Origin of the sequence: Catenibacterium sp. RTP21428st1_D7_RTP21428_210409 (assembly GCF_040227455.1) — a bacterium.
Classification (GTDB): domain Bacteria; phylum Bacillota_I; class Bacilli_A; order Erysipelotrichales; family Coprobacillaceae; genus Catenibacterium; species Catenibacterium mitsuoka_A.
The window spans coordinates 36579-61059 of sequence record NZ_JBEHVX010000002.1; the positions used below are offsets into that span (position 1 = coordinate 36579).

General features: G+C 46.6%; 18 protein-coding genes. All 18 read right to left on the reverse strand.

The window, feature by feature from the left end; all coding sequences use genetic code 11:
- Positions 1 to 101: 101 nt before the first annotated feature.
- Positions 102 to 1367 (reverse strand): plasmid recombination protein, encoded by a 1266-nt coding sequence (locus ABUA27_RS00650; protein ID WP_117468900.1) that lies wholly within the window; start codon positions 1365 to 1367, stop codon positions 102 to 104.
- Positions 1368 to 1547: 180 nt separating this feature from the next.
- Positions 1548 to 2690 carry an AAA family ATPase gene (locus ABUA27_RS00655; RefSeq protein WP_021650243.1) on the reverse strand — a complete coding sequence of 381 codons (1143 nt, stop codon included), beginning with the start codon at positions 2688 to 2690 and terminating at the stop codon, positions 1548 to 1550.
- Positions 2691 to 3031: 341 nt separating this feature from the next.
- A complete protein-coding gene (locus tag ABUA27_RS00665; protein ID WP_021639596.1) occupies positions 3032 to 3979 on the reverse strand; it encodes a serine hydrolase in 948 nt (315 codons plus the stop codon).
- 196 nt (positions 3980 to 4175) lie between these two features.
- The gene (locus tag ABUA27_RS00670) at positions 4176 to 4553 is read right to left on the reverse strand and encodes a TnpV protein (RefSeq protein WP_032089827.1); all 378 of its coding nucleotides are present in this window, start codon (positions 4551 to 4553) and stop codon (positions 4176 to 4178) included.
- The gene (locus ABUA27_RS00675; protein WP_349820034.1) at positions 4478 to 6598 is read right to left on the reverse strand and encodes a recombinase family protein; all 2121 of its coding nucleotides are present in this window, start codon (positions 6596 to 6598) and stop codon (positions 4478 to 4480) included. The genes ABUA27_RS00670 and ABUA27_RS00675 overlap by 76 nt, the downstream gene beginning before the upstream one ends.
- A gap of 47 nt (positions 6599 to 6645) precedes the next feature.
- Entirely contained in the window at positions 6646 to 13179 is a 6534-nt protein-coding gene (locus tag ABUA27_RS00680; RefSeq protein ID WP_502879677.1) for a helicase-like domain-containing protein, read from the reverse strand.
- Between the two features lie 39 nt (positions 13180 to 13218).
- Positions 13219 to 13443 (reverse strand): hypothetical protein, encoded by a 225-nt coding sequence (locus ABUA27_RS00690; RefSeq protein WP_031475727.1) that lies wholly within the window; start codon positions 13441 to 13443, stop codon positions 13219 to 13221.
- Entirely contained in the window at positions 13427 to 13645 is a 219-nt protein-coding gene (locus ABUA27_RS00695) for a hypothetical protein (protein ID WP_031475725.1), read from the reverse strand. Before ABUA27_RS00695 ends, ABUA27_RS00690 begins: the two co-directional genes overlap by 17 nt.
- Before the next feature lie 14 nt (positions 13646 to 13659).
- Positions 13660 to 13908: a hypothetical protein gene (locus ABUA27_RS00700; RefSeq protein ID WP_031475723.1), complete on the reverse strand. Its 249-nt coding sequence runs from the start codon at positions 13906 to 13908 to the stop codon at positions 13660 to 13662.
- A 14-nt stretch (positions 13909 to 13922) separates the two neighbouring features.
- The gene (locus tag ABUA27_RS00705; protein WP_031475721.1) at positions 13923 to 14615 is read right to left on the reverse strand and encodes a hypothetical protein; all 693 of its coding nucleotides are present in this window, start codon (positions 14613 to 14615) and stop codon (positions 13923 to 13925) included.
- A gap of 138 nt (positions 14616 to 14753) precedes the next feature.
- Positions 14754 to 15029 (reverse strand): hypothetical protein, encoded by a 276-nt coding sequence (locus ABUA27_RS00710; protein ID WP_031475719.1) that lies wholly within the window; start codon positions 15027 to 15029, stop codon positions 14754 to 14756.
- Positions 15030 to 15038: 9 nt separating this feature from the next.
- Complete coding sequence (locus tag ABUA27_RS00715; protein ID WP_031475717.1) at positions 15039 to 15341, reverse strand: hypothetical protein; 303 nt, start codon at positions 15339 to 15341, stop codon at positions 15039 to 15041.
- Between the two features lie 268 nt (positions 15342 to 15609).
- Complete coding sequence (locus ABUA27_RS00720; protein ID WP_349820035.1) at positions 15610 to 19758, reverse strand: SpaA isopeptide-forming pilin-related protein; 4149 nt, start codon at positions 19756 to 19758, stop codon at positions 15610 to 15612.
- A 186-nt stretch (positions 19759 to 19944) separates the two neighbouring features.
- Positions 19945 to 20880, reverse strand: a complete 936-nt coding sequence (locus ABUA27_RS00725) for a ParB/RepB/Spo0J family partition protein (protein ID WP_031475713.1) — start codon at positions 20878 to 20880, stop codon at positions 19945 to 19947.
- Positions 20834 to 21661 carry a ParA family protein gene (locus ABUA27_RS00730; RefSeq protein WP_031475711.1) on the reverse strand — a complete coding sequence of 276 codons (828 nt, stop codon included), beginning with the start codon at positions 21659 to 21661 and terminating at the stop codon, positions 20834 to 20836. Before ABUA27_RS00730 ends, ABUA27_RS00725 begins: the two co-directional genes overlap by 47 nt.
- 144 nt (positions 21662 to 21805) lie before the next feature.
- Positions 21806 to 21985 (reverse strand): hypothetical protein, encoded by a 180-nt coding sequence (locus ABUA27_RS00735; RefSeq protein WP_031475709.1) that lies wholly within the window; start codon positions 21983 to 21985, stop codon positions 21806 to 21808.
- 100 nt (positions 21986 to 22085) lie between these two features.
- Positions 22086 to 23750, reverse strand: coding sequence for a 23S rRNA (uracil(1939)-C(5))-methyltransferase RlmD (gene rlmD / locus ABUA27_RS00740; RefSeq protein WP_349820036.1), 1665 nt, complete (start codon positions 23748 to 23750; stop codon positions 22086 to 22088).
- A 43-nt stretch (positions 23751 to 23793) separates the two neighbouring features.
- Positions 23794 to 24450, reverse strand: coding sequence for a hypothetical protein (locus tag ABUA27_RS00745; protein WP_129981833.1), 657 nt, complete (start codon positions 24448 to 24450; stop codon positions 23794 to 23796).
- Positions 24451 to 24481 lie beyond the last annotated feature (31 nt).

A 24481-nucleotide genomic window follows, 5' to 3' on the forward strand; every position in this document is an offset into this window, starting at 1 on the left:
AAATTGATTGTGGGGCATTCCGTTTGGAACACCCCACAAATACAGCCTGTTTCATCGGAACATATCAAGAAGTCATTAAGTCGTGAGTATAATGGAAAAGGTTATCTTTCCATACCTCGCTTGCTCTTTCGTGCCTTGATACGCTCCTGTCTTTCTTTTTCCCTTGCTTCTTTTTCGGCTCGTTCCTGTGCTTCCTTAAAAGAAAAAAGTTGCTTCACTTTTTCGGTAAAAAGTTTGGCAACTTCGGGGAAATGTTCCAACGCTTCAAGAAAAGGTCTGCACTTTTCTTTCAGTTCGTTGTATTTGGTTTTCATTCGTTCCAATGCGTTTGCACTGTCCATATACTTCTGTCGGTAAAAATTTGCACTCTGCTCAAATTTTTTGATTTCCGCACGACTGGTAATACCCTCTTTGGCAAGGGCTGTCAGTTGAGAATAATCCTCTTTAGAGATTGCCATTTTACCTGTGATTGTTTTCTGCCCCATACTGTCAATCTCGTTTAATGTTTTGGAAACATTACGGGCAGGCTCATACTTGACTTGTTCCTTTTGAATACGCTTCTGCAACTTCTCCAATCGTTCTTTATCCTGCTTGATTTGATATTGCAGGGAAGTTAAATGCTCCGCTGTACTTCCGTATTCGCCACGCTGAAAGCCCTTGAACCCTTGTTCCGTCATATAGTGAAACAATTCATCTTGCAGTATGCTGTACGAAGCTCGAAACATCGGCTTGCCGTTCTTCCTAAGAAGCGGATTTCCTTTTTCATCGGTCAGCGGAATATCCGATTTCCATTTCTTTGAATGGCTAATCTGATTAACCACTTCCTTGACTGTTCCTCGCAGTTTTTCGTCTTTGCAACGCTTACTCCATAGGATTTCTTTCTCCACCACTGGCAGAACCATAGCGTGAAGATGATAGTGGTAAACCTCTTTTCCCAGTTCTTCGCTTGCGGCTACATTGATTTCATCAGCGTGCATTACCGCCGATATAACATTGTCCGCACCGAATTTTTCTTCGATGAAATGATAGGCTTCTTCATAAAACTGCTTTGCGTATTCATAACCACCGTTACGCTCGAAGTACATCGTGTTCACATCAATCACAATCTCATTGAAAAGGGTAGCGTCTTTCCTTAACCCACGAAGCGACACCTGCCCGTCTGTTTCCATCTGCTTTAACTGCTCCATATAGGTCGGGGCAGTCGGCTTTTTGAAATGCACATTAAAGGGTATTCGTTCCACAATTACATTCATATTTTCATAGGTTTCATTCTTGCGTTCGTTGTGCCTTTCCGCCTTGCTCACATCAGAAGCGGTGTACTGTTTTACCCTTGCACAACTCATATCCGCCTTGTCGATTTTTGCCATTTTGCTCTCCTTTCCAGACAGGGCGAAGCCATTACACAACATTCTTTGAATGTGTGTAACCCACTATGACACTTTCAGACTTCGTCTGCAAAGATGTCGTGGGCAAGGGAGTTCCCCCTTGACCTCCTTTAGATACCTCAATCATAAAAACAGACTGTCCCGCCATCAGACAGCCTGCTTTTATTCTCTCGGTATATCGCCCATCGGCAAAGACCAGTACCACAGAAAGCCTCGTTTTCGTGAGATAACGCCTGCTTTCTTCTTTGCCTTTTTGATGGTCGATTTCTTGAACCCTGCGGCTTCAAGTCTTTCTTCGCAATCCGAAGAAAGCATTTCTCCGTCTTTCAGCATTTCTAAAAGAAATTCTTTCGCCTTGATTTCCTTGTCGTTCGGTCTGCCCATTTTAGGGGCAAGGGACTGGAACGCTTCTTCTGCTGTCATTTCCATTTCAGAAATAAAGTCCACTCCCTTTTCTGCAACCTCAAAGAGAATTGCAGAGCCTGTCGGGGCAAGGTTGGATTTCACTTGAACCATATATCTTGCCGCCGGTGCTTCTTTGTTCGGTGTGCGTGTGATTGCAAGAATACTTCTTGCAGCACCCGCAATATCAATAGAACCGTTGGTACGATAAAGAGGGTTGGTATCTCTCATCTTGTTCATATGAGCGATAATCACGATGGCACAGCCTGTATTTTTTGCAACTGCAATCAAGTGATTAAACTCTGCCCTTGTTTCGTTGGCATTGTTCATTGAACAGTTCTCTCCGATATAGGAACTCATCGGGTCAAGAATTAAAAGTTTTGCGTGATACCTTTCGATTGCTTCAGCAATACGGTTATCTCCAAAGGATAAAGATTTTTCATCTTCTTTGATGAAGATAAGATTTTCTCCGTTCCCACCGGCAGAGTTAAAACGGGGGACTACCGTATCGTCTGCATCATCTTCCGTTGTCTGATAGATGACTGTCATAGGCTCTGTTTCTTCTTCGGTAAAGGGGAGAGGTTCTCCCTTTGAGAGCAGGGCGGCTATGGAAAGCATTAACTTGCTTTTCCCATCGCCAGGATCGCCCTGCAAAAGCGTAACCTTGCCGAACGGAATATACGGATACCACAGCCATTTCACTTCTTTCGGTTCAATCTCACTTGCCTTGATAATTTCAAGCGGTACATTTACATTCATCTCATTTTCCATTTTCATCATTGTTCTTCGTTCTCCTTTTCGATAAATACTTCGGGCAGAGCACCACGATACAGCGGAAACTCTGCTTACAGTCATTACTGCATTTTCTGCAAAGTTCGTTGTAGGTAATGCGATTTCTTTCATTCAGAAACAATGCCCACTCTTGTTTCCGTTTCTTACTCATTCTCGGCATATCAATCCTCCTTTCCGCCTGAAAACAAAAAACCACAGGGAAGATACTTACTGCCTTGTTTCTGTCATTTCTCGGGGCGAAAATCGGGCAAAATTGCCTTTCTAAGCCTTTCAAAAAATCACACAAGGTATTTGTACTAACCTGTGGTTATGTATAAAATTGTAGGGTTTGGGGTAACAAAAAACACCGTATTTCTACGATGTTTTTCGTACTTCAACTATTGTTGTTTCACCAAACTAATCTTTATCTTGTCCACGACACTTTAACGCTTTAATTAAAAGATATTTCGACATCATTTAATAATTGTATTTATAGCGGACTGCACTGCTTTATATCTTCCTTCATCTGATAATGATGCCAAGCAGGTAATCAAATATTCCTTGCCATCTTTTTTATAAAGAACAACAATATTATAGGAAGATGCCATAGTTCCTGTTTTTATTCCTTTTACATTTTCATTATAGTACGGTGACTTTTTATCTAAAAACTTATTGGTATTTTTCCAAGTAAATTCACCTTGTGGAGTTTGAATTGAGAAAGTGCTTTTCCCTACACATTCTTTAACAAAATCATAATTATAAAGCTTCAAGGCTACACGATTAATATCATCCAAATGTGTATCGGCTGACATAGCTGCCCCGCTCGGATCATTATACAAATTTGTTTTAGAATAGCCTTCTTCAATTAAATACTCACTTAGCTCTGTCATAAAATAATTTATATATTCCGTTGCTGTATAGCCCTCTCCTAATTCATTTTTAGCAATATAATATGCCAACGAATAGGCAGCATCGTTTCCCGAAGGAACAAGCATAGCTTCCATTATTTCTTTTACTGTGTACTTCCCAACTTTTAGATTTGCTAAAGATGACCCAGCCGGCACAAGATCCAATACCTCTTGATTTACTTCAATAACATCTTCCAAGTTAACTTTTGTCAAAGCATAGTCAATGACAAATAGTTTTGCCAAACTTGCTACTGTGGGCAATTGGCTATCTCCCTCGTAAAATAAATATTCACCCTGTTCAATATCATAAACAGAAAACGAAAGAGCGTCCTGAGGAATGTTAAGCTCATTTGTACTCAGTTGAAAATCGATTTTTTTATACACATCCTTAAAAAAATCAAAACGATAAATCCCTGTTTTATATAATCCAACTACTGCTACAAACGCTATAAGCAAGACTGTTGTAAAAACCATTATTATCTTTATCTTTTTGTATTTTCTATTCTTCTTCATACTCTCACCTACAAATTCATTTCGTTATTCCTAATAAAATACAACCTTCCATTAAACATTATAACAAAAGTCATCATTTTTTTCAATACTTCAAACTACTTCGACTACACTCACAACTTAATGACTTCTTGAATACTTCCCGAAAAAGAAAACTGCCATCAATTAAGACAGCAGTTCCTTTTCGGCTGGTATGCTATTAGGAATACACAATATCGTTCAATACAATCTCATCTGCACAGGCTCGGATATTATTCATCAATCCGACCCATCTCATCATATCCTCCGCTTTCAGTTGTTCCGTCACACCTTGTTTTCTTGCCATTTCCTTTATCAGATACTCCGCCATATTACACGCCGAAGTATCAATTTCAGCAAGGTGTTCATATAACTTTCCGCTTGTAAGCAGATTGAAATATAAGACTTTCTTGTGTTCCCTTAAATATTTTTCCCTCGTTCTTCCGTATTTTATGAGCGTAGACGGTTCTTCGTTTTCTATCGTCAAGCAGGGATAGTAATAATCTCCGATGAGTTCGTACTGGATACCAGTTCTTTCGTCTGTAATAAATCTTTGCATTCTGATTTCTCCTTTTGCTTCTTGTGATAAAATTCCAAAGATTTCTCGTTGTGGTTTTGCTTTTGACATTCCTCGGAACAGAATTTCTGCTGACTGTGTGTAGGCCAGTAGGTACTGCCACACACAGCACAGACACGCTGACGATAATAATGATTTCCTCTTTCTGCTTCTCTGTCGGCTTTCTTTTGGTCCTGCCTTGCCTGATAGCAGCAATCCTTTGAACAGAATATCTGTCGGTTACTTGTAGGCACAAACTCTTTTTGACAGTGAGGGCATATCTTTGTCTTGACGATTTCTCCACCGGTTTCAGCGAGTTTTTTCGCCTTTCGCTTCTCTCGGTAGGCTATTTCACGCTCACGCTGTTTTGCCAAGCGTTCCATCTCGATCTGTTCTTCCTGTGCCTTTATTTCAGCAAGTTCTTCTTCTGTATAGGCAATATCGACCCGCCCGACATAGTTGAAGTAAATATCAACCTTTTGTGTCCTTGCTTTTCCCACACCCTCTGCTTCATATACCACAATCTTGTCAATGAGTTCAGCAAACATCAAATCGGAAATTTCTGTCGGCTCTTTGCACTTGCGAATTAAAGAAATGAAATGCTTAATATCAACAGCATTTACTTTTTCTTCGGCAAGTTCCTTTTCCATTACTTCAATCTTCGTTTCCAGTTCAGCCTGCTCGTCATCGTACTGCTTCATCAGTTGCTTGTACTGTCTTTCGGGCAGTAAACCCGAAACAAGATTTTCATACAAACCACGAATGAGTTTGGAAAGCTCATCGTATCGCTTCTGAAAACGGAGCAATTCCGATTTATTCTGCTTTGGCTTTTCTGTCTGCTTTTCATTCCATAAGGCTTGAAGTTCTTTTGCAAAGGCTTCTTCGTCATTCAGAACAAATCTTGATAATCGTTTTACAGCCGATAATATCAAGGTTTCAACATTATCAGCACTAATTGAATGGGCAGAGCAGGAGTTTACTTTGCTTGCATACCCACCGCAACGGTAAGAATACTGCACCGAACGGTCTTTTTTACTGTAATGCGTTTGCAGGGTCATTCTTCTTCCACAATCTGCACAGTACAGATAACCGCTTAAACGGTTGCTATGCGTACCTTTTGTGGCTGTTCTGTTTGCTCGTTTCTTTCGCTTCTGAACGCTGTCCCAAAGTTCCTGCGTGATGATAGGCTCGTGCGTATTATAAAATACATACTGTTCATCTTCATCGGTATTCTTCCTTTTGTGCAGTTTGAAATTCGTACTGACCGATTTACGCAAAACGGTATGACCGAGATATTCCTGTCTGCTTAAAATCCCTCTTATGGTTGACATTCCCCAAAGATACGGGTCTGTAAACTTTATTCCATTATACTGTTCGGGGTGATATTCCCTTGCGTGTGCCGCCGGAATTAAAACCTTTTCTTCGGTAAGCAATTCAGCGATTGCTCTCGGACTTTTTCCCTCGTTGGCAAGCAGAAAGATACGCTTTACTACCTCAGAAGCCACAGGGTCAACGACAAGCGTTTGTTTGTCGGTTGCTAATCGGTTATATCCATAAGGGATTGAACCACTGCAACGCTTCCCGTCTTTCATACGGGCGTCAAACACAGCCTTGATTTTATTGCTTGTGTCTTTGGCGTACCATTCGTTCATTATATTCAAAAATGGGGCAAAGTCATTATCAGAAGCATTATTACTGTCAATGCTGTTGTTTATTGCAAGAAAACGGACATCTTTCTGTGGGAACAGAACTTCCGTATAAAAGCCGACTTGCAGATAGTTTCGTCCTAATCGGCTCATATCCTTAACAATAATCGTTGCGACATTTCCTGCTTCTACTTCCTTAATCAACTCCTGAAAACTCGGACGATTGAAATTCACACCCGAAAAACCATCGTCAGTAAAATGGCGGATATTCTCAAAACCATTCCTACGGGCATAATCTTCGAGGTATTTTTTCTGATTGGTAATGGAATTACTCTCGCCATTCAGGTCATCATCTCTTGATAATCTCTCATAAAGTGCTGTAATCTTTGAAGTCCTTGACATTCTCTTAACCTCCTTCCTTATGTATTTTCAATTTAGGACAGTTAACTTTATCGTCCTATTAAAGCATAGCCCTCAGGTGCTAATTCCAGAGCCGTAACCGTTTCGCCAAAGGTGGACGCCCAGCTGTCAAAATGCTGCAAACCGTTCCTCGCAAGGGCGTCATACTGCAAATACCTCTGGACGGAGTACATCTCCACCATTGAGTTACTGATAGGCGTACCCGTTGCAAAAATCGTGCCACGGCTGCCCGTGATTTCGTCCAGATAGCGGCATTTCATAAAGAGGTCGCTCGATTTCTGTGCTTCGGTCTGGGCGATGCCGCCCACATTCCGCATCTTCGTATAAAGATACAAATTCTTATAAAAATGGCTCTCGTCAATGAAAAGCCTGTCAACGCCGAGCTGCTCAAAGTCAATGACCGTATCCTTCCGCTTGGTATCGTTGAGTTTTTTGAGCTTGGCTTCGATGCCTTTCCTCGTTTTCATAAGCTGCTTGACCGTGAACTGCTCGCCGTGGGATTTCTGCACCTCGTCAATGCCCATCTCTATATCGTCAAGCTGTTTCTGGAGCTGCTCACGCTGCCGTTCCACGCTCATCTGGATTTTCTCAAACTGGGAGTGCCCGATAATGACCGCATCGTAATCGCCTGTGGCAATCCTGCCGCAGAACTTTTTTCGGTTGGAGATTTCAAAATCCTGCTTGGTAGTCACAAGGATATTGGCACTTGGATAGAGCCGCAGGTACTCGGAAGCCCATTGCCCCACAAGGTGGTTGGGTACGACAAACATGGATTTCTGGCACAAGCCTAACCGCTTGCTCTCCTGTGCGGCAGCGACCATTTCAAAGGTCTTGCCTGCCCCTACCTTGTGGGCAAGGAGCGTATTGCCGCCATAAAGGATATGGGCGATAGCATTGACTTGGTGCGGTCTTAGCGTAATCTCTGGGGAAATGCCGCCGAAAGTGATATGACGCCCGTCATACTCACGGGGTCGCTTGCTGTTAAAGGTGTCATTGTAGTACCGCACAAGTCGGTTTCGCCGTTCTGGGTCTTTCCAAATCCAATCTTGGAACGCCTGCTTGATGACCTCCTGTTTCGCCTGTGCCGCCATCGTTTCTTTCTGGTTGAATACGGCTTTTTTGTTGCCGTCCTCATAAATATAATCAAAGATACGGGTATCCTTTAGGTTTAAGGTGTCCTCAATAATACGGTAGGCGGAAGCCCTCTTTGTACCGTAGATGCTTTCCGCCTTGACATTTCCAAAATCGGAACTCTTATTCTCAATAAACCAGTCGCCGTTGTACGGGGTGTATCGCACTCGGATACGCCCTGCGGCATGGCTTGACGGCGTTAGAAGCTCCATGACAAACCGCTGTATATCGGTTTCTGGTATCCAAGTCGTACCCAGACGGACGGAGATTTCCGCCGCACTCAAATCCTTCGGGATGACCTGCTTTAGAGCTTCCACATTTAAGGTAAGGGCAGGGTCGAACTTCGCCGCTATCTCCGCCACTTTCAGCTTTTCCCGCACATCGCCCGACAGATATTCGTCTGCCGTCACATATTTTGCAGGCTCAGTATTTGGCACACGGAAGATGACGCCCCTTAATTCCTCTGCGATTTCCTCCTGCGGCTTACCTGTGAGCTGTGCCATATAATCAAGGTCAACACGGGCTTTTTCTCCGATAGATAATGCCAACGCTTCGCTCGCCGTTTCCACGGAAGTGATTGCCCTGTGGGGCTTTATCGTCCGTTTGGAGAACATATCCGCCTTGCGTTTGAAGTTCCCCTCATCATCAAGCACTTCGAGGGAGCATAAAAGGAAGTAGCTTTCATCGGCGGCAAAGGCAAGGTAATTCCCTCGGTTGTTGATAAGCCCGTACTTTGCGGTAAAGGCATCGTACAGGCGATTTAGGTTTTCCTGCTCCGTGCGTATCAGCTCATCGGGGCAGTCGTTGGTCTGGTAATCAATCAGCTTCCTCACGCAATCCCTGATTTCAAGCAGCCCTTTCACACGGTTTGCCGCCGTCATGGACAGCTTGGCGGGGGTCATGCGGTCATTCTCACGGAAGTAAACCTGACCGCCCACAAGGGTATAAGAGAAGTTCCGCACATCGGGGTCGGCGGGGATGGAGTTGTCCTGCTCATCGGAGATTTCGTCAATCTCGGCTTCATAATCGGGTATCTCGCCGTCTATCCTCTGCATCGCTTCATGGAGAAGCTCGGAAAGGGGTCTGTCCTTATCTGCTTTGCAGGCAGCTTCCAACTTCCCGAAGCGGGTACTTTCGTTTACCATCCGTCCAAGCACCATTTCGGGATGCTCTACAAAGTAGCTGTTCATCGTGACGCCGTTCTCGTCCGTGTCAAGGTAAATCCAGTCTGGCTCGACATCTATCACTCGGTCACGCTTCTGCAAAATCAGAATATCACTCGTGACCTCCGTGCCTGCGTTGGCTCGGAAAGTGTTGTCGGGAAGCCTGACCGCCCCTAAAAGCTCGGCTCTTTGGGCGATATATTTCCGCACTTCGGGGCTTGCCTTATCCATCGTTCCTTTGGAAGTGACGAACATCACAACGCCGCCCGTGCGTACCTTATCCAGAGCCTTTGCGAAAAAGTAATCGTGAATGAGGAATTTCTGGGCGTTGTAGCGGCTGTCGTCCACCTTAAACTCGCCAAACGGCACATTGCCAAGCACCACATCAAAATGGTTGTCGGGCAGCTTCGTGTCCTCAAATCCCTCTATGGCGATGTTCGCTTTCTGGTAGAGCTGCCTTGCAATCCCTCCCGTCAATGGGTCGATTTCCACGCCGTGTAGCTTCGAGCCTGCCATTGCTTCAGGGAGAAGCCCGAAGAAATTGCCTGTGCCGCAGGACGGCTCCAAGATGCTGCCCTGCGTAAAGCCCAGACGGTCAAGGGCTTCGTACATCGCCTTAATGACAACGGGCGGCGTATAGAACGCCGTCAGGGTAGACTCTTTCGCCGCACGGTATTCCTCTGGGGAGAGGCTTGCGTACAGCTCCGTAAATTCATTTGCCCACGCTGCGTTGTTCTCGTCAAACGCCATTGACAGACCGCCCCAACCGACATACTTTGAGAGGGTTTCCTGTTCTTCGGGCGTGGCAAGGCGGTTTTCAAGCTGAAGCTCATGCAGAAGGTTGACCGCAGCCATGTTGCCTCTGAATTTTTCTTTTGCACCGCCAACGCCAAGTGCATCATCGGTAATGCGGTAGTTGCGGCGGTCAGCAGAGAGGGCGGGCGTGTCTGCTTTTCCTTTTTCGGGCTGTATTTCTGGCTCGCCAGTCCGTATCGTCTGGATGACAATATCATAGGGCAGACCGTTTTCCACGGCAGGGTATTCCGCCACGGTTTCGGTTATCGGCTCTGAGGGAGCGTCTGTTTTTTCTTCGGACGGTAATTCTGGCTGCTGTTCCAAGAGCCTGCGGATATAGCCGATTTTCTCCACTCGGTTAATCGGGAAGCCGACATTGTTCTGAAAAGTAATATCCCGCAGGGAAACATCGCCGCCGATTTCGCTGATACTCTCAATAAGGTAGCTGCGGTTGTCAATCGTGAGCTTCCTTCCGATAAGGTCGGCGTTGTCCTGCCTTGTGGCTTCACGCTCGGCTTCTTTTTCCGCAACGGCTTTCCTGACTGCCAAAAGCCCTGCTTCGGCTTCCACCTCGGTTGGATAAGTCAGCACCTTGCCGTAATCATCGGCATAATATTCGTCATAGATGTTATCCCAGATGGCAAAGGCATCTTCGGGGTCGGCAAAAGCGTCCGAGGTCATAATAACTTCAAAGCGTTCCTCTGGCGGCTCGGCTTCCTGCTCGGCGGCTTCTTTTTCGTCAGGTACAAACCACTCATTCTCAAAGGACATAATCTCTGCAAGGAGCTTCTCGTCCTCTGGGGTCAGCTCGGTATGCTGCATAAGAAATGGTATGAACACATCACGCCCGAAACGCAGGCTTTCCATCTTTTCCTGATAGAAGTCCTCGCCCTGTCGTTTCCATTCTGCGATATAAGGGCAGTTCGGGGAAAAGCAGTAATCATAATAATTCCTGATATGGGCAATCAAATCGCCCTCGCCGTCGCCTATATCAAACCGCCCCTCGTAGGTGTGTTCCTCGCCGCCGATGACCGCCGTAATGGTAAAATCGGTCTTATGATACCAACCGACATGATTATCCTCGTTTTCCCGTTCCCGATGCTGTTTCTCGTCCAGAACGCCAAGAAGCCTGTTTCCAAGAGCGAAGCTCAAATCCGTGTAGCGGTCATTAAGCTCCCTGTCATAAAAGGCAGGGTGTTCAGAGAAGCCAATGGAGAGCGTGACGCCATCTGCCCGTTTTTCGGGTGGTATCTCTGTTTTCTGGATTTCGGTAACGATGACCTTTAAGTGGTCGTTGGCAGGATTTTCCCTTAACCTTTCCTCAAAGTCTGTCCTGCTGTATTCCTTGCCGAACAGGGGAAACTCTACATTTCGCAGGGATACGGCGTTTTCATTAAAAGCGGAGATTTCGTATTTATCCGCCCCGATATACACCACATCATCCTCGTGAAAAAGGTAATGGATAGGGTGCAGTTCCATAAGCTCCTGCGAAAAACGCCACGCATTGCTGCGGCTGTAAACATCGCTTGTTTTGTCCTGTATGGATTTCAGGAAGTCTGCAAGCTGCTGTACGGCGGCAGGGTCTGCAAGCTCCGTTTCCATCTGCTCTGCGGTCATATCGGCAAAATCAGTACGCCCAACCTCGGAAAGCAAGCCTTTCTCATAGCCGTCCAAGTCACGGATAAAATCAGAGAGCCGCAGGGAGAGAGTATCCCGCTTGTCGGCAGGCTGCATCTCCCTGTGGGCTTCGATAAACCTCTGGCGTGATAACTTCCTCTGCGTGTCGATTTCATACTGCGGGGCAGAGATGCCCTCCAGAAAATCAGCATAATGGTCTTTCTCTTTGGCGTTCAGATAGCGGTCATTCTTAATCAGCTCCCGCAGGCGTTTTTCTACCTTAGACCAGCTAAGCCGCAGGTCTGGATTGGTATATGAGCCATGCTTTTCAATACCGATGCCTTTCCCATCGTGCCATTCGCCGCCCCTTGTGCCGTCTGGATAGTCGTGCGTACCTCCGCCTGTTCCGTATTCGTTTTTGAGGAAAGCGATATTGCTTTTGCTGTCCTCATTCTTCTGAAATTGTCGGTAGATACGGTATTTTCCGTCCTGAAAACCGCTTCTCCTTGTAAGGACGGAGTCAATATCCTCCTGAGAAACGGCAAAAGCAGAGGATTTTTCGTCCTCTGCTTGCGTCATCATTTCTATCTGTTCTTCTACGGTTGGGAGATTGGCGGCAACTTCCTCCTCATTGGCAACGCTTTCCGTAGAAAGCTCATTGTCGGTTAGTTGTAAATCAGTTCGCTGAGGATTACTTCCTCCGCTTGGCTGCGGATGTTGTTCATAAGCCCCAACCACTGCATCGGAGCTTTCTCCTTCAGCTCCTCCGTCACGCCCTGCTCGGATGCGAGCTGCTTCGCCAGAAACTCCAACCTCTGTAACGCCGCCTGCTCCGTCTGATGCAGGTAGCTGTTCAGCCCGCCCGTCGCCAAGAGGTTGAGGTAAGTTACCCGTTTGTGCTTCTCCAGATAATCCCTGTGCATCATAGCGTACCTGCCAAGCGGAAGTTCTGGCTCTGTCGGTAATGTGAGGTCGGGAATAAGGTAATCCCCCTGTTTGGTGTAAGTGATTTCGCTCATTGTATTCGCTCCTTTCGGGTTGTGTCCTGCCTATATCATACGGATTTGCCTGCGGCTGTGCAAAGGTGCGGTTTTGTGCTTTCTCCGCCATTTGCACATTTCGGATGGAGAGGGAGATTTCCCTTAGAGCCTTCTCCGCAATGTCGCTTGTGGCAATGCCGATGGCGTTCAAGGTCTGCGGCGTATTAAAATTCGTTATATCCGCAAAATCCTCACGCTCAAAATATTCCCCCGTATCTATCCCGCATCGGCTCATCAGCATATACGCCACGCTGTTTACGGCAAGCCCTTTGTAGATTACTTCGATATTATAATCGTCAAGCTCCTCCAAAAAACTGTCCTTTACATAGCCTTTAAGCTGTGCGGTATAGTCCTGTAGGTTATCCTCCACGGCGTTTCTCGCCGTTTCCATCAGCACCTCGGCAAGCCTGCCGCTTTCCACCTCGCCAAACCTGTCGGAGAGCCTTTCGGTAACTGCCTGCTCGTATCGCTCATCCATCTGCCATATCGGGACGGGGCGGCTGCCGTAATAGCCTTCGTGGGTATCCGATACATCAAAATAGTATTTGAGGGTGTTCCTGCGTCCTTTCGTGTCAAAGACGGCAATGCCCCTGCTGTCCTTGTTTACCCAACGCTTAAACTGTTTATTCCAAGTTTCCATCTTCGCCACGGCGATAGCGTCGGGGCGTTGGGCGAAGATAAGGAGCTGCTCGTCAAAGCGGCACTTATAGTTGCGGCAGGCAGAGGACAAAAAGTTTTGCCACGCCTGCGGGTTTCGTGTGACCGTCTTGCCTGTACGCCGATACAGCTCCGTGATTAGCTGATATTTCGCAGCCATGTGTGATGCACCTCCTTTTTCCTGTGCCTGCCCATATCTTTAAGCAGGCGTAAAACTGATTTGGTTTCGTTCCATGCGTTCCGCAAAGTCCGTAAGGGCGTAGGAAACGCCGTCAATCTCTGCGTGGTCTTTATCCTGATAACGGCAGATTGCATAGTTTTCATCGCCATTTCCATAAGCGAGCTTTATCATGCCGCCGTCTGGAATGGTAAACAGGGCGTTGCCCTGACTATCGGTAAAACAGATGTTATTCTCCCTTTTCACGCTGCACCTCCGCCAGAAAAGAAACGACCTTGTTCGCTTTAATGCTCTTTTGCAGGTCGTTGATAAGGGCAATCTCCGCCACCGTAATGCCCTGCATGGAGAGAATGTCGTCCATCGTCATAGCGGCGATAGATTTTTCATCGGTAAAGCCTGCGTCCAAAACCTTATTGATGACCTTGACCGCTTTCTGGTTGACTGCCATATCAAAAATCCTCCTTATCGTTCATGGTCTTTGTGCTTCGGCTGTAAAGAGGGCAGCCTGCCGCCGTTCATCTCTTTGACCTGTTGGACATATTCCTTTTCCTTGTCCTCGAAAATCTCATAGAAGAAATCGGCAAAGCCCTCGCCGTCCTTTCTCTCTGGTACATCGTCAATACAATCGCACCATTGGCGGCAGGCTTCCTCCAGTACCATGTCAAAAACCGCTTTCTTTTCCCTGCTTTTCGCTATATCCTGAATATCCATTGTCACATCTCTCCTTATCGTTCATAATCTTTGTGCTTCGCCGCTTTCTGGGGCGGCTCTGTCGGCTTTGGCTCATAGGTCGCCCCGTTTTTCTCCATACGCTCGGCAAACTCGCAGATATGGTAGAGGTTGTTGCCGATTTCCGTATGATACTCATCAATGAAGCGGCAGGAATACTCCATCTTTTCTTTCCATGCGGTAGTAACGATGATTTTGCCGCCGTCTGGGATGCGGAACAGCTCTTTATAATGCGGGTCGATAAAACGGATGCCCTGCTCGGCTCTGCCGATATGCCTGTCAAGCCATTCCTTCACATAGCAGTAACAGTAGAAGTTATAATCGCCCCTTGTAGGGTTGCATCGAAACAGGAAAGCGTGTTTTTCCGTATCAGCTCGAAAACCGTACTCCACGCAGTAGCTCCCCTGAAAAGCACTCACGGGATAACGCCTTGCAAACGCCCGCATATCATAGCGGTTGTGCAAAAGCCCTTTGTCCTCCCGCAATTCATTGATAACCTCGTCAAGTCCTGCCTTAAATTCATCCGTTTTCCATTGCTCTCTGGTATCAAACCAAGTGGTATAAAAGCCATATCCAGAGTCGGCAAAATCGCCACGCAGATGCCCAATGTTGCCCGTCTGCCCCTCAAGCTGCATACTCTGGGAATAGGTGTATTTCTGTTCTTCGGGCAGTAAAGGTCGTATCTCCATCAGCTTTCCTCCTGTCTTTTTTGCTTTTTCTCTCTCTGCTCATCCAAAATCTTTCGGATACACACATCGCAGAAAATAACATGACCGCACTTATATCGGGGATAAGGGCAGGTCATACAGTCATATTTCTTATTCTCTTTATCGCTCACGGTCATCACCGCTTTTCTGCTTCGGGGCAGGGGGATTGTTATAAGGCATACTTCGTTCCTCATTGTACCGTTCACTCAGGCTTTCCCTCGCCGCCGACAGCTCGTTGCAGTAGCAGCCCCAGTAATAATTGTCGCCGCCCTTACAGTACCAACAAACATAAGGGTTGGGGGCTTTAGGGTTGTAACCGATGACAAGTTCCGTACTCCCGATAGTACAGCTCTCTATAATTTCATAGCCCTGATTGGAGCGTTTCTCATTTTCCATAAGCACCTCTCATTCTCTGGCGTACTTCCGATACGCCTTTTCGCCTGTCGCCCGAAGTTTTTGCACAGGGCGGCTTCCCGCCAGTTCTGGGTATTTCGCCTGCAACTTGCGGCGTGTCCTGCTGACGCTCTCAAAGCTCGGCAAACCGAGGTATTTATGCTGTGTCATTATTTCCGCAAGGGGCATCGCCCCCGCATCCTTCAGGCACACATTGCAGAGGGCAAGGTACAGCACCATATCGTCATTTCGGGCATCCTCATTCTTTTCCAGAATGGCTCGGACTTTCTTTTCAATGGTTTTTAAGTTTCGCATATCTTCCTCCAGAAATGGAATGGGGCGGCACGTCGTCGCAAACTTCATATCACTCGCTTCGCCGCAAGCGGTAAAGCTCGTTTATTCCGTTGCTCCTCCTTTCCCCACGAAGTCCATATGACTTCGTGGGGTTCCCCGACATAAACCGCCCCCGTTCCTAAGACTTCATGGGTTACTTATTCTTTCTGTTACGGATATTCAGCCAGAGTGCCGCACCGCCGATAAACACGACAAGCACAATGGCGATAATGGTTTTCGCATCCATCCCTTAGTCCTCCTTCTTCTTTTTTCTGCCCTTAAAGGCTGCGACGCCGAGAACGCCTGCACCGAGGACGCAAGCCGCCGCAAGTCCTCCCCAGAGGGCAGGGTTGAAGTCATCGCCTGTTTTCGGGGTGTCACGCAACTCGTTGTGCATCGTGACCGTCACGGTTTCGACCGTCTTGACCGTCGCTTTCTGGTCGGCAGGCAGGATATAACCAGAGGACGCCTTATCGTTTACCTCGGACACGGTATATTCCCCGATACGCAAGCCCTCGATGATGATTTCGCCGTTCTTATCAGTCTTGAATGTCTGGTCGTAACCGTTGTTCCCGATAACTCGGAAAGAGAAGCCCTCCACCTTGCCGTCAGAGGAAGTCTTGACGATTTTAAGAGAGCCTTTCTGTGCTTCGTTTAAGAAGCCCTTGCCCGCTTCATTTTCCACGGTATAGGTCTTGCCGTTTTCCTCAATGGATACGGGGTAAACATTGTCGTCCAAAAGGAAGCCCTCTGGGGCTTTCGTTTCCTTGACAAAATATTTTCCGTAAAGCAAGTCCTTCATCTGGTAAACGCCGCCGTCAAGCTCCGTCATCTTTCCAAGCAGCTCATCGTCCTTGTCCAGTTCGCCGTTGCCGTTGGTGTCGGCGTAAACCTCAAACTCCGCACCTGTGAGCTTGTTATCGGGATAGTCCTTATCCACCTTTGTCAGCTCGATGTTGCCACGGATGCGGTAGTTGACAAGGGAGATTTCCACAACCTCGTCCACCTTGCCGACAGTCACGGCGATTTCTTCCTCGGAGAGTACGAAACCTTTCGGGCTTTCGATTTCACGGACAATCCATGTGCCATACGGTACTTTCTCAAAAGCGAAGCTGCCGTCCTCTGCGGATGTTGCCGTAGCAATGGCATTTTCCTTTGTAAACTCTGTCGTTCCTGTCTTGAAAATGCCTATGACCGCACCGCCAAGGGCGTTCCCGTTCTCATCGGATTTCTTGCCGTTTACTGAGCCGTAGATGATGTCATTGTTGATGGCTTCGCCCTCATTTGCTGTGATGTGGACGGTAGCGGTATCCTGTCCTGCGTATTCAAAGACAACGGGATATTTCGTATCGTCCAGAATATAAGCGGCGTTTGTGCTGATTTCCTGCACATAGTAACTGCCCATCGGCAGGTCACTGATTGCCTTGCCGTGACCGCTTTCGTCAAGGGAAATGACCTCAAGCAGACCGTCAGCAGGGATGACCGTACCATCAGCGGCGGTGAGTTCCTCGGCGGCATACAAGCCGAAGGTCACATCAAAGATTTCGCCGTTTGTGCCGACGCCGTATTTCTCGTCTGTTGCAAGGCTCTTTACAAGGTCGATTTCCACTTTCTGACGCTCGTTTACAAAGCCTGTGGCGGTTTCGGTGACAGCCACTTCCTGACCTGCATACACAAGCTCGACGGAGTGGGTTTCCTCATTCAGCACCATGCCATACGGGGCTGTGATTTCCTTTACTTCGTATTTGCCAAGATACAGCTCTTTGGATTTTGCCATGCCGTCTGCACCTGTGGTAACGGTATCTACCACCTCGCCCTTAGAAGCACGGAGCGTACCGTCCAGAGTAACAATATCCTCGGCGGCGGTAATCTCATAGACCGCACCTTCCAGACCGCTGACGGAGAAAATCGGCTGATACAAGCCCTTGTCGCCTGCCACGGTGGAGAACACCTCGCCTGACTTCTCCACGGTAACCGTGCCTTTCTGTGCCATATTGGAGCGTACCACTTCAACGAGCGTAATGCCGCTTTCCTCCTCGGAGTTCTCCTGCACCACATCAAAATAAACAGGCTCGGAGTTTAACACATACCCATACGGAGCCTGCACCTCCACGATGGAGTAGCCCTTACCGTATTCCAAGGTCTGGGGCGTGATAAGCTCGCCGTCCGCCGTGGTGTAAAAGGTGTCAATGGTCGTCACTTCGGGATAAGTGAAAGTCATCGTCACAAGTTCGCCATTCGGGTCGTAAATCTGGAAGCCTGCCCCTGCATATGGGATGGTGTTGCCTGTTTCCGCATCCTTCTTCACGATTTTGATATAGCTCTCGAAGCCCCTGTTGTTGATAAGGTAGCGGTAGGTCTGACCGTCCTTGTTAATGAACACATCAAACGGCTTCATCAGCTCACGCCCCTCCCATCCAGAGGTCTGCTTTACGGTATAGACGCCATACGGCATATCCTTTGTCTGGGCGAAGCCGTTCTCATCGCAGGTGAGAATGTCACGCTCGGTTTCCTTTGCATTTCCATAGCTGCCTGCGGATTTGAGGAACACTTCAAATACCGCACCTTCTTCGGGTGTTTCAATCTGGGTTTCGCCATTGTCGGTATGCTTGATGATGGCGATATTGCCCTTAATGACCTGCTCATTCACATCATTTGCGGCAGAGTTGTACTCAATGGTATAAAGTTCTGGCTCTGCCCCTACATGGTGGATGGTTTCATCGAGCAGATAGCCCTCGGACGGGCTGATTTCACGGACGCTCCAATCGTCACCGCAGATATAATACTTGGTCGTGAACTGTCCATTTTCATCGGTGGTGTAGGTGTCAATCAGTTCCTCGCCCTTGTAGATGCCATAAACCGCACCTGACAGGGTAGCATCGCCCTGCGGGTTTCCTGTTTCCACATCGGTCTTTGTGACCGTCACATTAAATTTCTTCAGCACATTGTGGAAGCTGCGGTTTGTGACCTTTTTCCATTCAATCGGGGCGGTCTGGTTTTCGGGAACGACATAGCGGATAGCCGTGTCCACTTCCTCAAGCACATACGGGGTATCGCCGCTAATAAGGACATTTTCAAACTTCGCCAGTCCGTTCTTATCGGTTACGGCGTATTCATCCACGGGCAGACCGCTTAACGAAGTGCCGTAGAGGTGGAAAGTCACGCCCTCCACCAGATTGTCCTCGGAAGTCTTAATCACTTCCAGACTGCCACGCTTCAGCATATTGTTGAAATTAACCGTGGTGGTCTTGCCGCCAATCAGCGTTACCGTCTGGCTCTGCTGCGGCTCATAGCGGTCAATGGACTGCTCGGTAATCGTATAAGTGGCAGGGAATAAGCCCTCCACACTAATGTTGCCGTTTTCATCAGTCTTTACGGTCTTATCAAAGCCGTCGCCCTTGATGTGGAAAGAGATGCCCGCCACAACGCCGTCCTCGGAAGTCTTTTTTAAGGCAATCGTGCCTGTAGGCGTTTCGATGTTGATATATGCCTTTACGCTGTCAGCGTTCTCTACGCCTGTTACCAAGTCCTGCAAGTTCGGGTCGCCGTAAGCGATGAGCTTTGCGGAGCTGCTGACTGTCGGCACATTCTTCCTCGTCGCCGTAATACGGACAGGACCGCTAATCGCCTTTTTGGAGCTGATGGTCAGCTTGTTGTCGTCCTTCGATACGGACACATTGGCGTCGGAGCTTGTAAAGGAATAATCAGAGAGAACACCGTTTTTATCAGTCAGCGTGACGCTGTACTTCCCGTCTTTATATGCAAGCTCCTTAGTAATATCGTTTTTACCGCCCGACATGAAACTCGGTATGGTGTTATGCTCGCTCATCAGCGAAACAATCTGGTCGTAAGCCGCCCTTGCCCCGCCGTTCGCATAATTCGAGCCGAAGTGCAGGCTGTAAACCGTTGTGCTTGTCTGCTTATACGAGCCTGTGGCTTCACGGCAGCCCGTAACAAACTCCCACACAAGGGTCTGGGTGGCAAGCCATTTTTCATCATCGCTGCCTGTGAGGTTGCTTCGGTTGCCCTGATAGCCGTAGAGCAGGGCAAGCCCGACAGCTTTTTTCTGGTTGGCGGAGAGGGCGTTCCAAGTTTCCGAGGACGCTTTCGCCAGAGTGTTGCCTGTTTTCAAGGGTACGCCCGGCTGGATACAGAACGCATCCTCGCCGTCCACATACATACGGTACTTGTAATTGCCCGTGCCGCCTGCGGTGTAGCCGCCGATGTTGGCACTTGAATTGTACCGCATGGCGTTCCCGCTGCTGTCATAGGTGTGGGTAAAGCTGATTGTGCCGATGTCGCCTGCGGCAAACGCCGTGGTTGCAGGCAGTACCGACAACGCTGTGACCGCAGCCATCACAAGAGCCGCAGCCTTTTTGAATAGTTTAGGGATTTTCATAAATACCTCCTGTAATTGAGATTAGATTTGCCTGACTGACCGAAAAAAGCTGCCCGCATTGGACAGCTTAAAGTGTTTCTTTTTTCGGATAGTTACTGGCAGTATAGGGGGTGAGGTGTGGAGAGGGGGAACGGCAAAAAAATTTGGCTATCCTCCAAAGGGCAGACCTCGCCCTCGGTGTGTGGCTTACCTTTCGTGAGCCTTGCTTCTCTGTAAATGGCGGTTGTAGAACTCCAAAGCCTTGACAACAAAATCCGCTTCCTTCCCTCTGGGGACTGACCTCGGTATGAGCTTGGTTATCCTCTCGTCCTTGAAAGCAGGCTTTTCTTTCTGGTTGGGCTTTTCCTCCTGCATGATGCTCTGGATAACCTCGTCCGTGAGCTTGCCGTCCTGCATAAACTTTTTCATTTTGATAGCCTGTGCAAGTGACGGCGTGGCGTCGTTATATTCCATAGCTTCAAGCAGGGTGTACTGCTGTCCCTCGGTGAGATAGGAGATTTCCACCGCAGGGCGGAACGCTATCTGGCGGTCATCTACCATTTGCAGGATTTCGGGTACAAGCTCGGTTAGGCGGATAAAGCGGCGTACCTGCTCATGGCTGTCATCGGTTTTTGCCGCTATCTTTTCTCGGCTCGTCAACTTCTGCACCACTGGTGCAGAAGTTAAATCTGTACGCTCACCTTGTCGTTTCATTGCTTCAAGCCGCATCTTATACGCAAAGGCTTTCTCACTCGGCAGGATGGTAGTGCGTTGGAGATTGCTTTCCACCATAACGATAATCGCTTCGTCACGGGTCAGCTCCTTGACCTCGCATTTGAGCTTTTCAAGCCCTGCAAGCTCGCAAGCCTTTTTCCGTCTGTGACCGCTGATAAGCTCATACCGCCCGTCCTCTTTGAGCCGAACAGTAGCAGGCGTCATCACGCCGCTTCGCTTGATACTATCGACAAGCTGCTCCATGTCCTCGTCCATTAAGACCTTGAACGGGTGGTCTGGAAACTCGTCAATCTCCACAAGGGGAATGTCTCTTATCTTGCTTAAGTTGGCTTCCTCACGGCTCTGGTCTGTTTCAAACAGTTCATCGTATGCGGTCAGCTCGATTTTTGGTGCGTTGTTTCTCGCCAAGCTCTGCCACCTCCTTTCCAAACTGCTCATAAGCTGCGGCTACCTTGCCGCCTTTGTCATAGGCAAAAATGCTTTTCCCCTCTGCGGTGGCTTCCACGGCACGGATGGAATGGGGTATCTGGGTATCAAACACCTTGATTTTCTGTCCGTAGGCACTTCTCACCGTGGCAGTGATTTCCTTGGAGATGTTCGTGCGGGGCATTACCATCGTCATAAGGATACCGTCAATCCGCAAAGGGGGATTGATTTGCCGTCTGACTTTCGACACGGAGCGAAGCAACAGCTCTAAGCCTTTGGCAGAAAGATAGTGGGGCTGCGTAGGGATAACCACGCTGTCAGCCGCCGCCAGTGCGTTAATAGTGAGCATACCAAGGCTCGGCATACAGTCTATTAAACAATAGTCGTAGTTTTTCTTGACCTCGTTCACGCAGGTTTTCAGCACACGTTCACGGCTTATGGCGTTAATCAGCCTTACTTCCAAGCCCGACAGCTCAATATTGGACGGTAACAGGTCAACGCCCTCGCCGTGGTGCAGGATACTTTTCTGAACATCTATGGGATTGTCCTCAATGATGTCCTGCATGATGGTGGAGAGCGTGACGGGTAAATCGTCTGGTCTGTTGTAGCCAAGGGACATAGTTAGATTTGCCTGTGCATCAGCATCAATGAGCAGGACTTTCTTGCCCTGCTGTGCCAGACTTACGCCCAGATTGACCGCCGTGGTGGTCTTGCCCACGCCGCCTTTCTGGTTGGTTAAAGCAATCACTTTGCAATTTGACATAGATGCGTCCTCCTTCCTTATAGATTTAGCCACTTTGTCAGGGTGGCTATGTAACCGTACCAGAGAACGCAAAAGGATTAACAACGCAAAAAAGCCGCCTACTCTTAAAATCAATAAGAATAAGCGGCTTCGTGGTAATCTGCCTTAGATATATTCAATTTTCATTCTCTTTGCGGGGGCGTTCATCACTCGGAAGATGAGTTCGTCCACGGGGTCGGTATATCTGCCCTGTCGGATAAGCTGATTTTTCAGCTCCACAAGGCTATGTAACAATAAGCGTCTTTCTTTGCCGTCCAGATACAGGTGGGTTTTCTTTTCTCTCATATACAGCACCGTCCTTTCCTGATGTCATTATATAAGGAAGCGGCAGGATGCTCAAATGTGAAAAAAGCGTACCACTATTTCTAATGATACGCTTCTCTCCTTAGATAACCTCAAAATGCTTCAGAGCATCTTTGATTGCTTCAACCTTTTCTGGCGTTGGATGTTTCCTCGGCTGTTTCAATTCCTCCACCGCATTAGGGGCATCGTACATCGGCAAGCCTAAATCCCGTTTTACCTCTGCGATGTATGCGGTATGTACCTTGAAACCGTATTTTGCTTCTATGTACTCCTTAATCATCTTGTAGGTAACACGCTCTTTCGGCTTATATGCGGCGGCTCTCTTGGCGATATTATCAAGCGGCACTTTGCCTTCTCCCTCGCCAAACTCGACTTTTACATTGATTACGCTGTCAGGTTTTTTGTGGGAAAGCATTACAACCGTTTCAATGTGGGGAGTATGTGGGAACATATCTACTGGTTGTACATCTAGAGGCTTATAACCCTTCTCTACCAAGTAAGTTAAATCTCTTGCCTGAGTCGCTACATTACATGAAATATAGACAATACGTTCAGGAGAGAGTGTAGTCAATCTTTCTAGGAATTCAGTAGAACATCCTTTTCTAGGTGGATCCACCATAACACAATCCACCTTTTCATGTCTCTCTACAAATTCAGTCATGAAATGACCTGCATCATCGCATACAAATTCCGCATTTGTAATATGATTTCTTTCAGCATTCTCTTTTGCATCTACAATTGCCTGTGGAACGACTTCTACACCGTAGACTTTCTTAACATGTTTCGCAAGAGTCAAAGAAATAGTACCAATACCACAATATGCATCAATGACTACATCAGTTGGTTTAAATTTTGCATATTCAATGGCCTTAGAATAGAGTACTTCTACCTGTCTTGGATTAATCTGATAGAAAGACTTCATAGAAATCTTATAAGTATTTCCTAGAAGTGTATCTTCAATATACCCTTCTCCATATAGTACCTTTTCTTCTTCTCCTAGAATCACATTATCATGACGTGAATTAATATTTTGAATAATTGTACGTATTTCTGGATATTCATGAGTTAAAGTATCAATAATTTCATGGATATGTGGGATTTTCTTCTTATATGAGATAAATACAACCATTGCTTCATTCTTATGATAGCTTGTCTTAGTTAATACATGCTTGATATTACCTGTTTTAGTGAGTTTATCATAAGGCTGAATATGATATTTTTCAAATAATTCTTTAATACGTTTAATGACCTTATTAGAGAATTCATTCTGAATAAGACAGTAATCGTTATTAATGATATCGTTTGTACGTGCTTTATAGAATCCAGAGACAATATGTCCATCCTGCATTCCAAAAGGTACCTGCACCTTATTACGATAATGATAAGGGTCTTGATCCATTAAACAATCATTGACTCTCAAGTCCTGATGGGCAATCTTTAAGAATGTTTCTTTCACTCTATTAGTCTTAAAAGACTGTTGTTCTTGATCTGACATATGCATTAATGAACAACCACCACATTGTTTAAAACAGTCACATTTTGGCTCTATACGTTCAATAGATGGAGTCTGTAGTTCTACTACTCTACCTACACAATAACTCTTAAGCACCTTAATAATCTCTATTTTAGCTGTTTCATGAAGTAATAGATTCTTCACAAAAATAGTTGTATTATCATGCTTTACTACACCTAAACCATCATGTGTATAATCGATGCACTCATCTATAAATTGATCTCTCTTATTCATACATATCCTCCTCACTTAAAAAAAGCGATTAAAAATCGCTTTTTTATTGCTCTGTTGCTTTCGCTTTATTTGTTGTTTCTTGATCCTTTACAGATGCAAGAGTAAAGGCGATATCATCCTTACCTGCCTGTTTTGTACCATACATTGGGAAATCAGTATCGTTACCACCAGTTAAATAAAGGTTTACTTCATACTGTTTTACACCATTATGCTTATTAAGTAATTCTGTATAGTCAGATCCTTCATAAGCAGATTGACCACCTTTAGAATCAAGGATTTTTACAACATCTTTTGAAATTTGTTCAGCAGTCTTTACTGATGTACCATTAGTAAATTCAATATCCACCTTGAACTGCTTACATGCTGTTTCAATATTCATAGATGCAATAGAACTATGTTTAGATTTAGCTTCGTTGACTGTATCATCTAAGACACTCTTTTGAACTGTTACAAGTCCTTCACAACGATCACCATATATAGCTCCTTCATCCTTTAAAGCACTATATAAATAGATTCCAAGTGCAAGTACAAGTACTGCAACGATTCCAAGCACAATATATCTTGTTTTAATTCTCTTTTTTGAATTATTAGAAGGTTTCATACCCATTTCTTTAGGAGTTGGCTTCTTTTCAGCCTTCTTCTTAGGTGTCTGGATAACTACATCTTCTTCATCATCAAAATGAAATCTTTCTTTGGACACATTAATCACCTACTTTACCCTTTTATTTTAC

Coding starts and splice junctions, on each gene's coding strand:
- ABUA27_RS00700 (WP_031475723.1), bottom strand. CDS start 13,908: ATGGATATTCAGGATATAGCGAAAAGCAGGGAAAAGAAAGCGGTTTTT.
- ABUA27_RS00695 (WP_031475725.1), bottom strand. CDS start 13,645: ATGGCAGTCAACCAGAAAGCGGTCAAGGTCATCAATAAGGTTTTGGAC.
- ABUA27_RS00730 (WP_031475711.1), bottom strand. CDS start 21,661: ATGTCAAATTGCAAAGTGATTGCTTTAACCAACCAGAAAGGCGGCGTG.
- rlmD (WP_349820036.1), bottom strand. CDS start 23,750: ATGAATAAGAGAGATCAATTTATAGATGAGTGCATCGATTATACACAT.
- ABUA27_RS00735 (WP_031475709.1), bottom strand. CDS start 21,985: ATGAGAGAAAAGAAAACCCACCTGTATCTGGACGGCAAAGAAAGACGC.
- ABUA27_RS00650 (WP_117468900.1), bottom strand. CDS start 1,367: ATGGCAAAAATCGACAAGGCGGATATGAGTTGTGCAAGGGTAAAACAG.
- ABUA27_RS00680 (WP_502879677.1), bottom strand. CDS start 13,179: ATGGCTGCGAAATATCAGCTAATCACGGAGCTGTATCGGCGTACAGGC.
- ABUA27_RS00720 (WP_349820035.1), bottom strand. CDS start 19,758: ATGAAAATCCCTAAACTATTCAAAAAGGCTGCGGCTCTTGTGATGGCT.
- ABUA27_RS00655 (WP_021650243.1), bottom strand. CDS start 2,690: ATGAAAGAAATCGCATTACCTACAACGAACTTTGCAGAAAATGCAGTA.
- ABUA27_RS00715 (WP_031475717.1), bottom strand. CDS start 15,341: ATGCGAAACTTAAAAACCATTGAAAAGAAAGTCCGAGCCATTCTGGAA.
- ABUA27_RS00705 (WP_031475721.1), bottom strand. CDS start 14,615: ATGGAGATACGACCTTTACTGCCCGAAGAACAGAAATACACCTATTCC.
- ABUA27_RS00670 (WP_032089827.1), bottom strand. CDS start 4,553: ATGCAAAGATTTATTACAGACGAAAGAACTGGTATCCAGTACGAACTC.
- ABUA27_RS00710 (WP_031475719.1), bottom strand. CDS start 15,029: ATGGAAAATGAGAAACGCTCCAATCAGGGCTATGAAATTATAGAGAGC.
- ABUA27_RS00675 (WP_349820034.1), bottom strand. CDS start 6,598: ATGTCAAGGACTTCAAAGATTACAGCACTTTATGAGAGATTATCAAGA.
- ABUA27_RS00665 (WP_021639596.1), bottom strand. CDS start 3,979: ATGAAGAAGAATAGAAAATACAAAAAGATAAAGATAATAATGGTTTTT.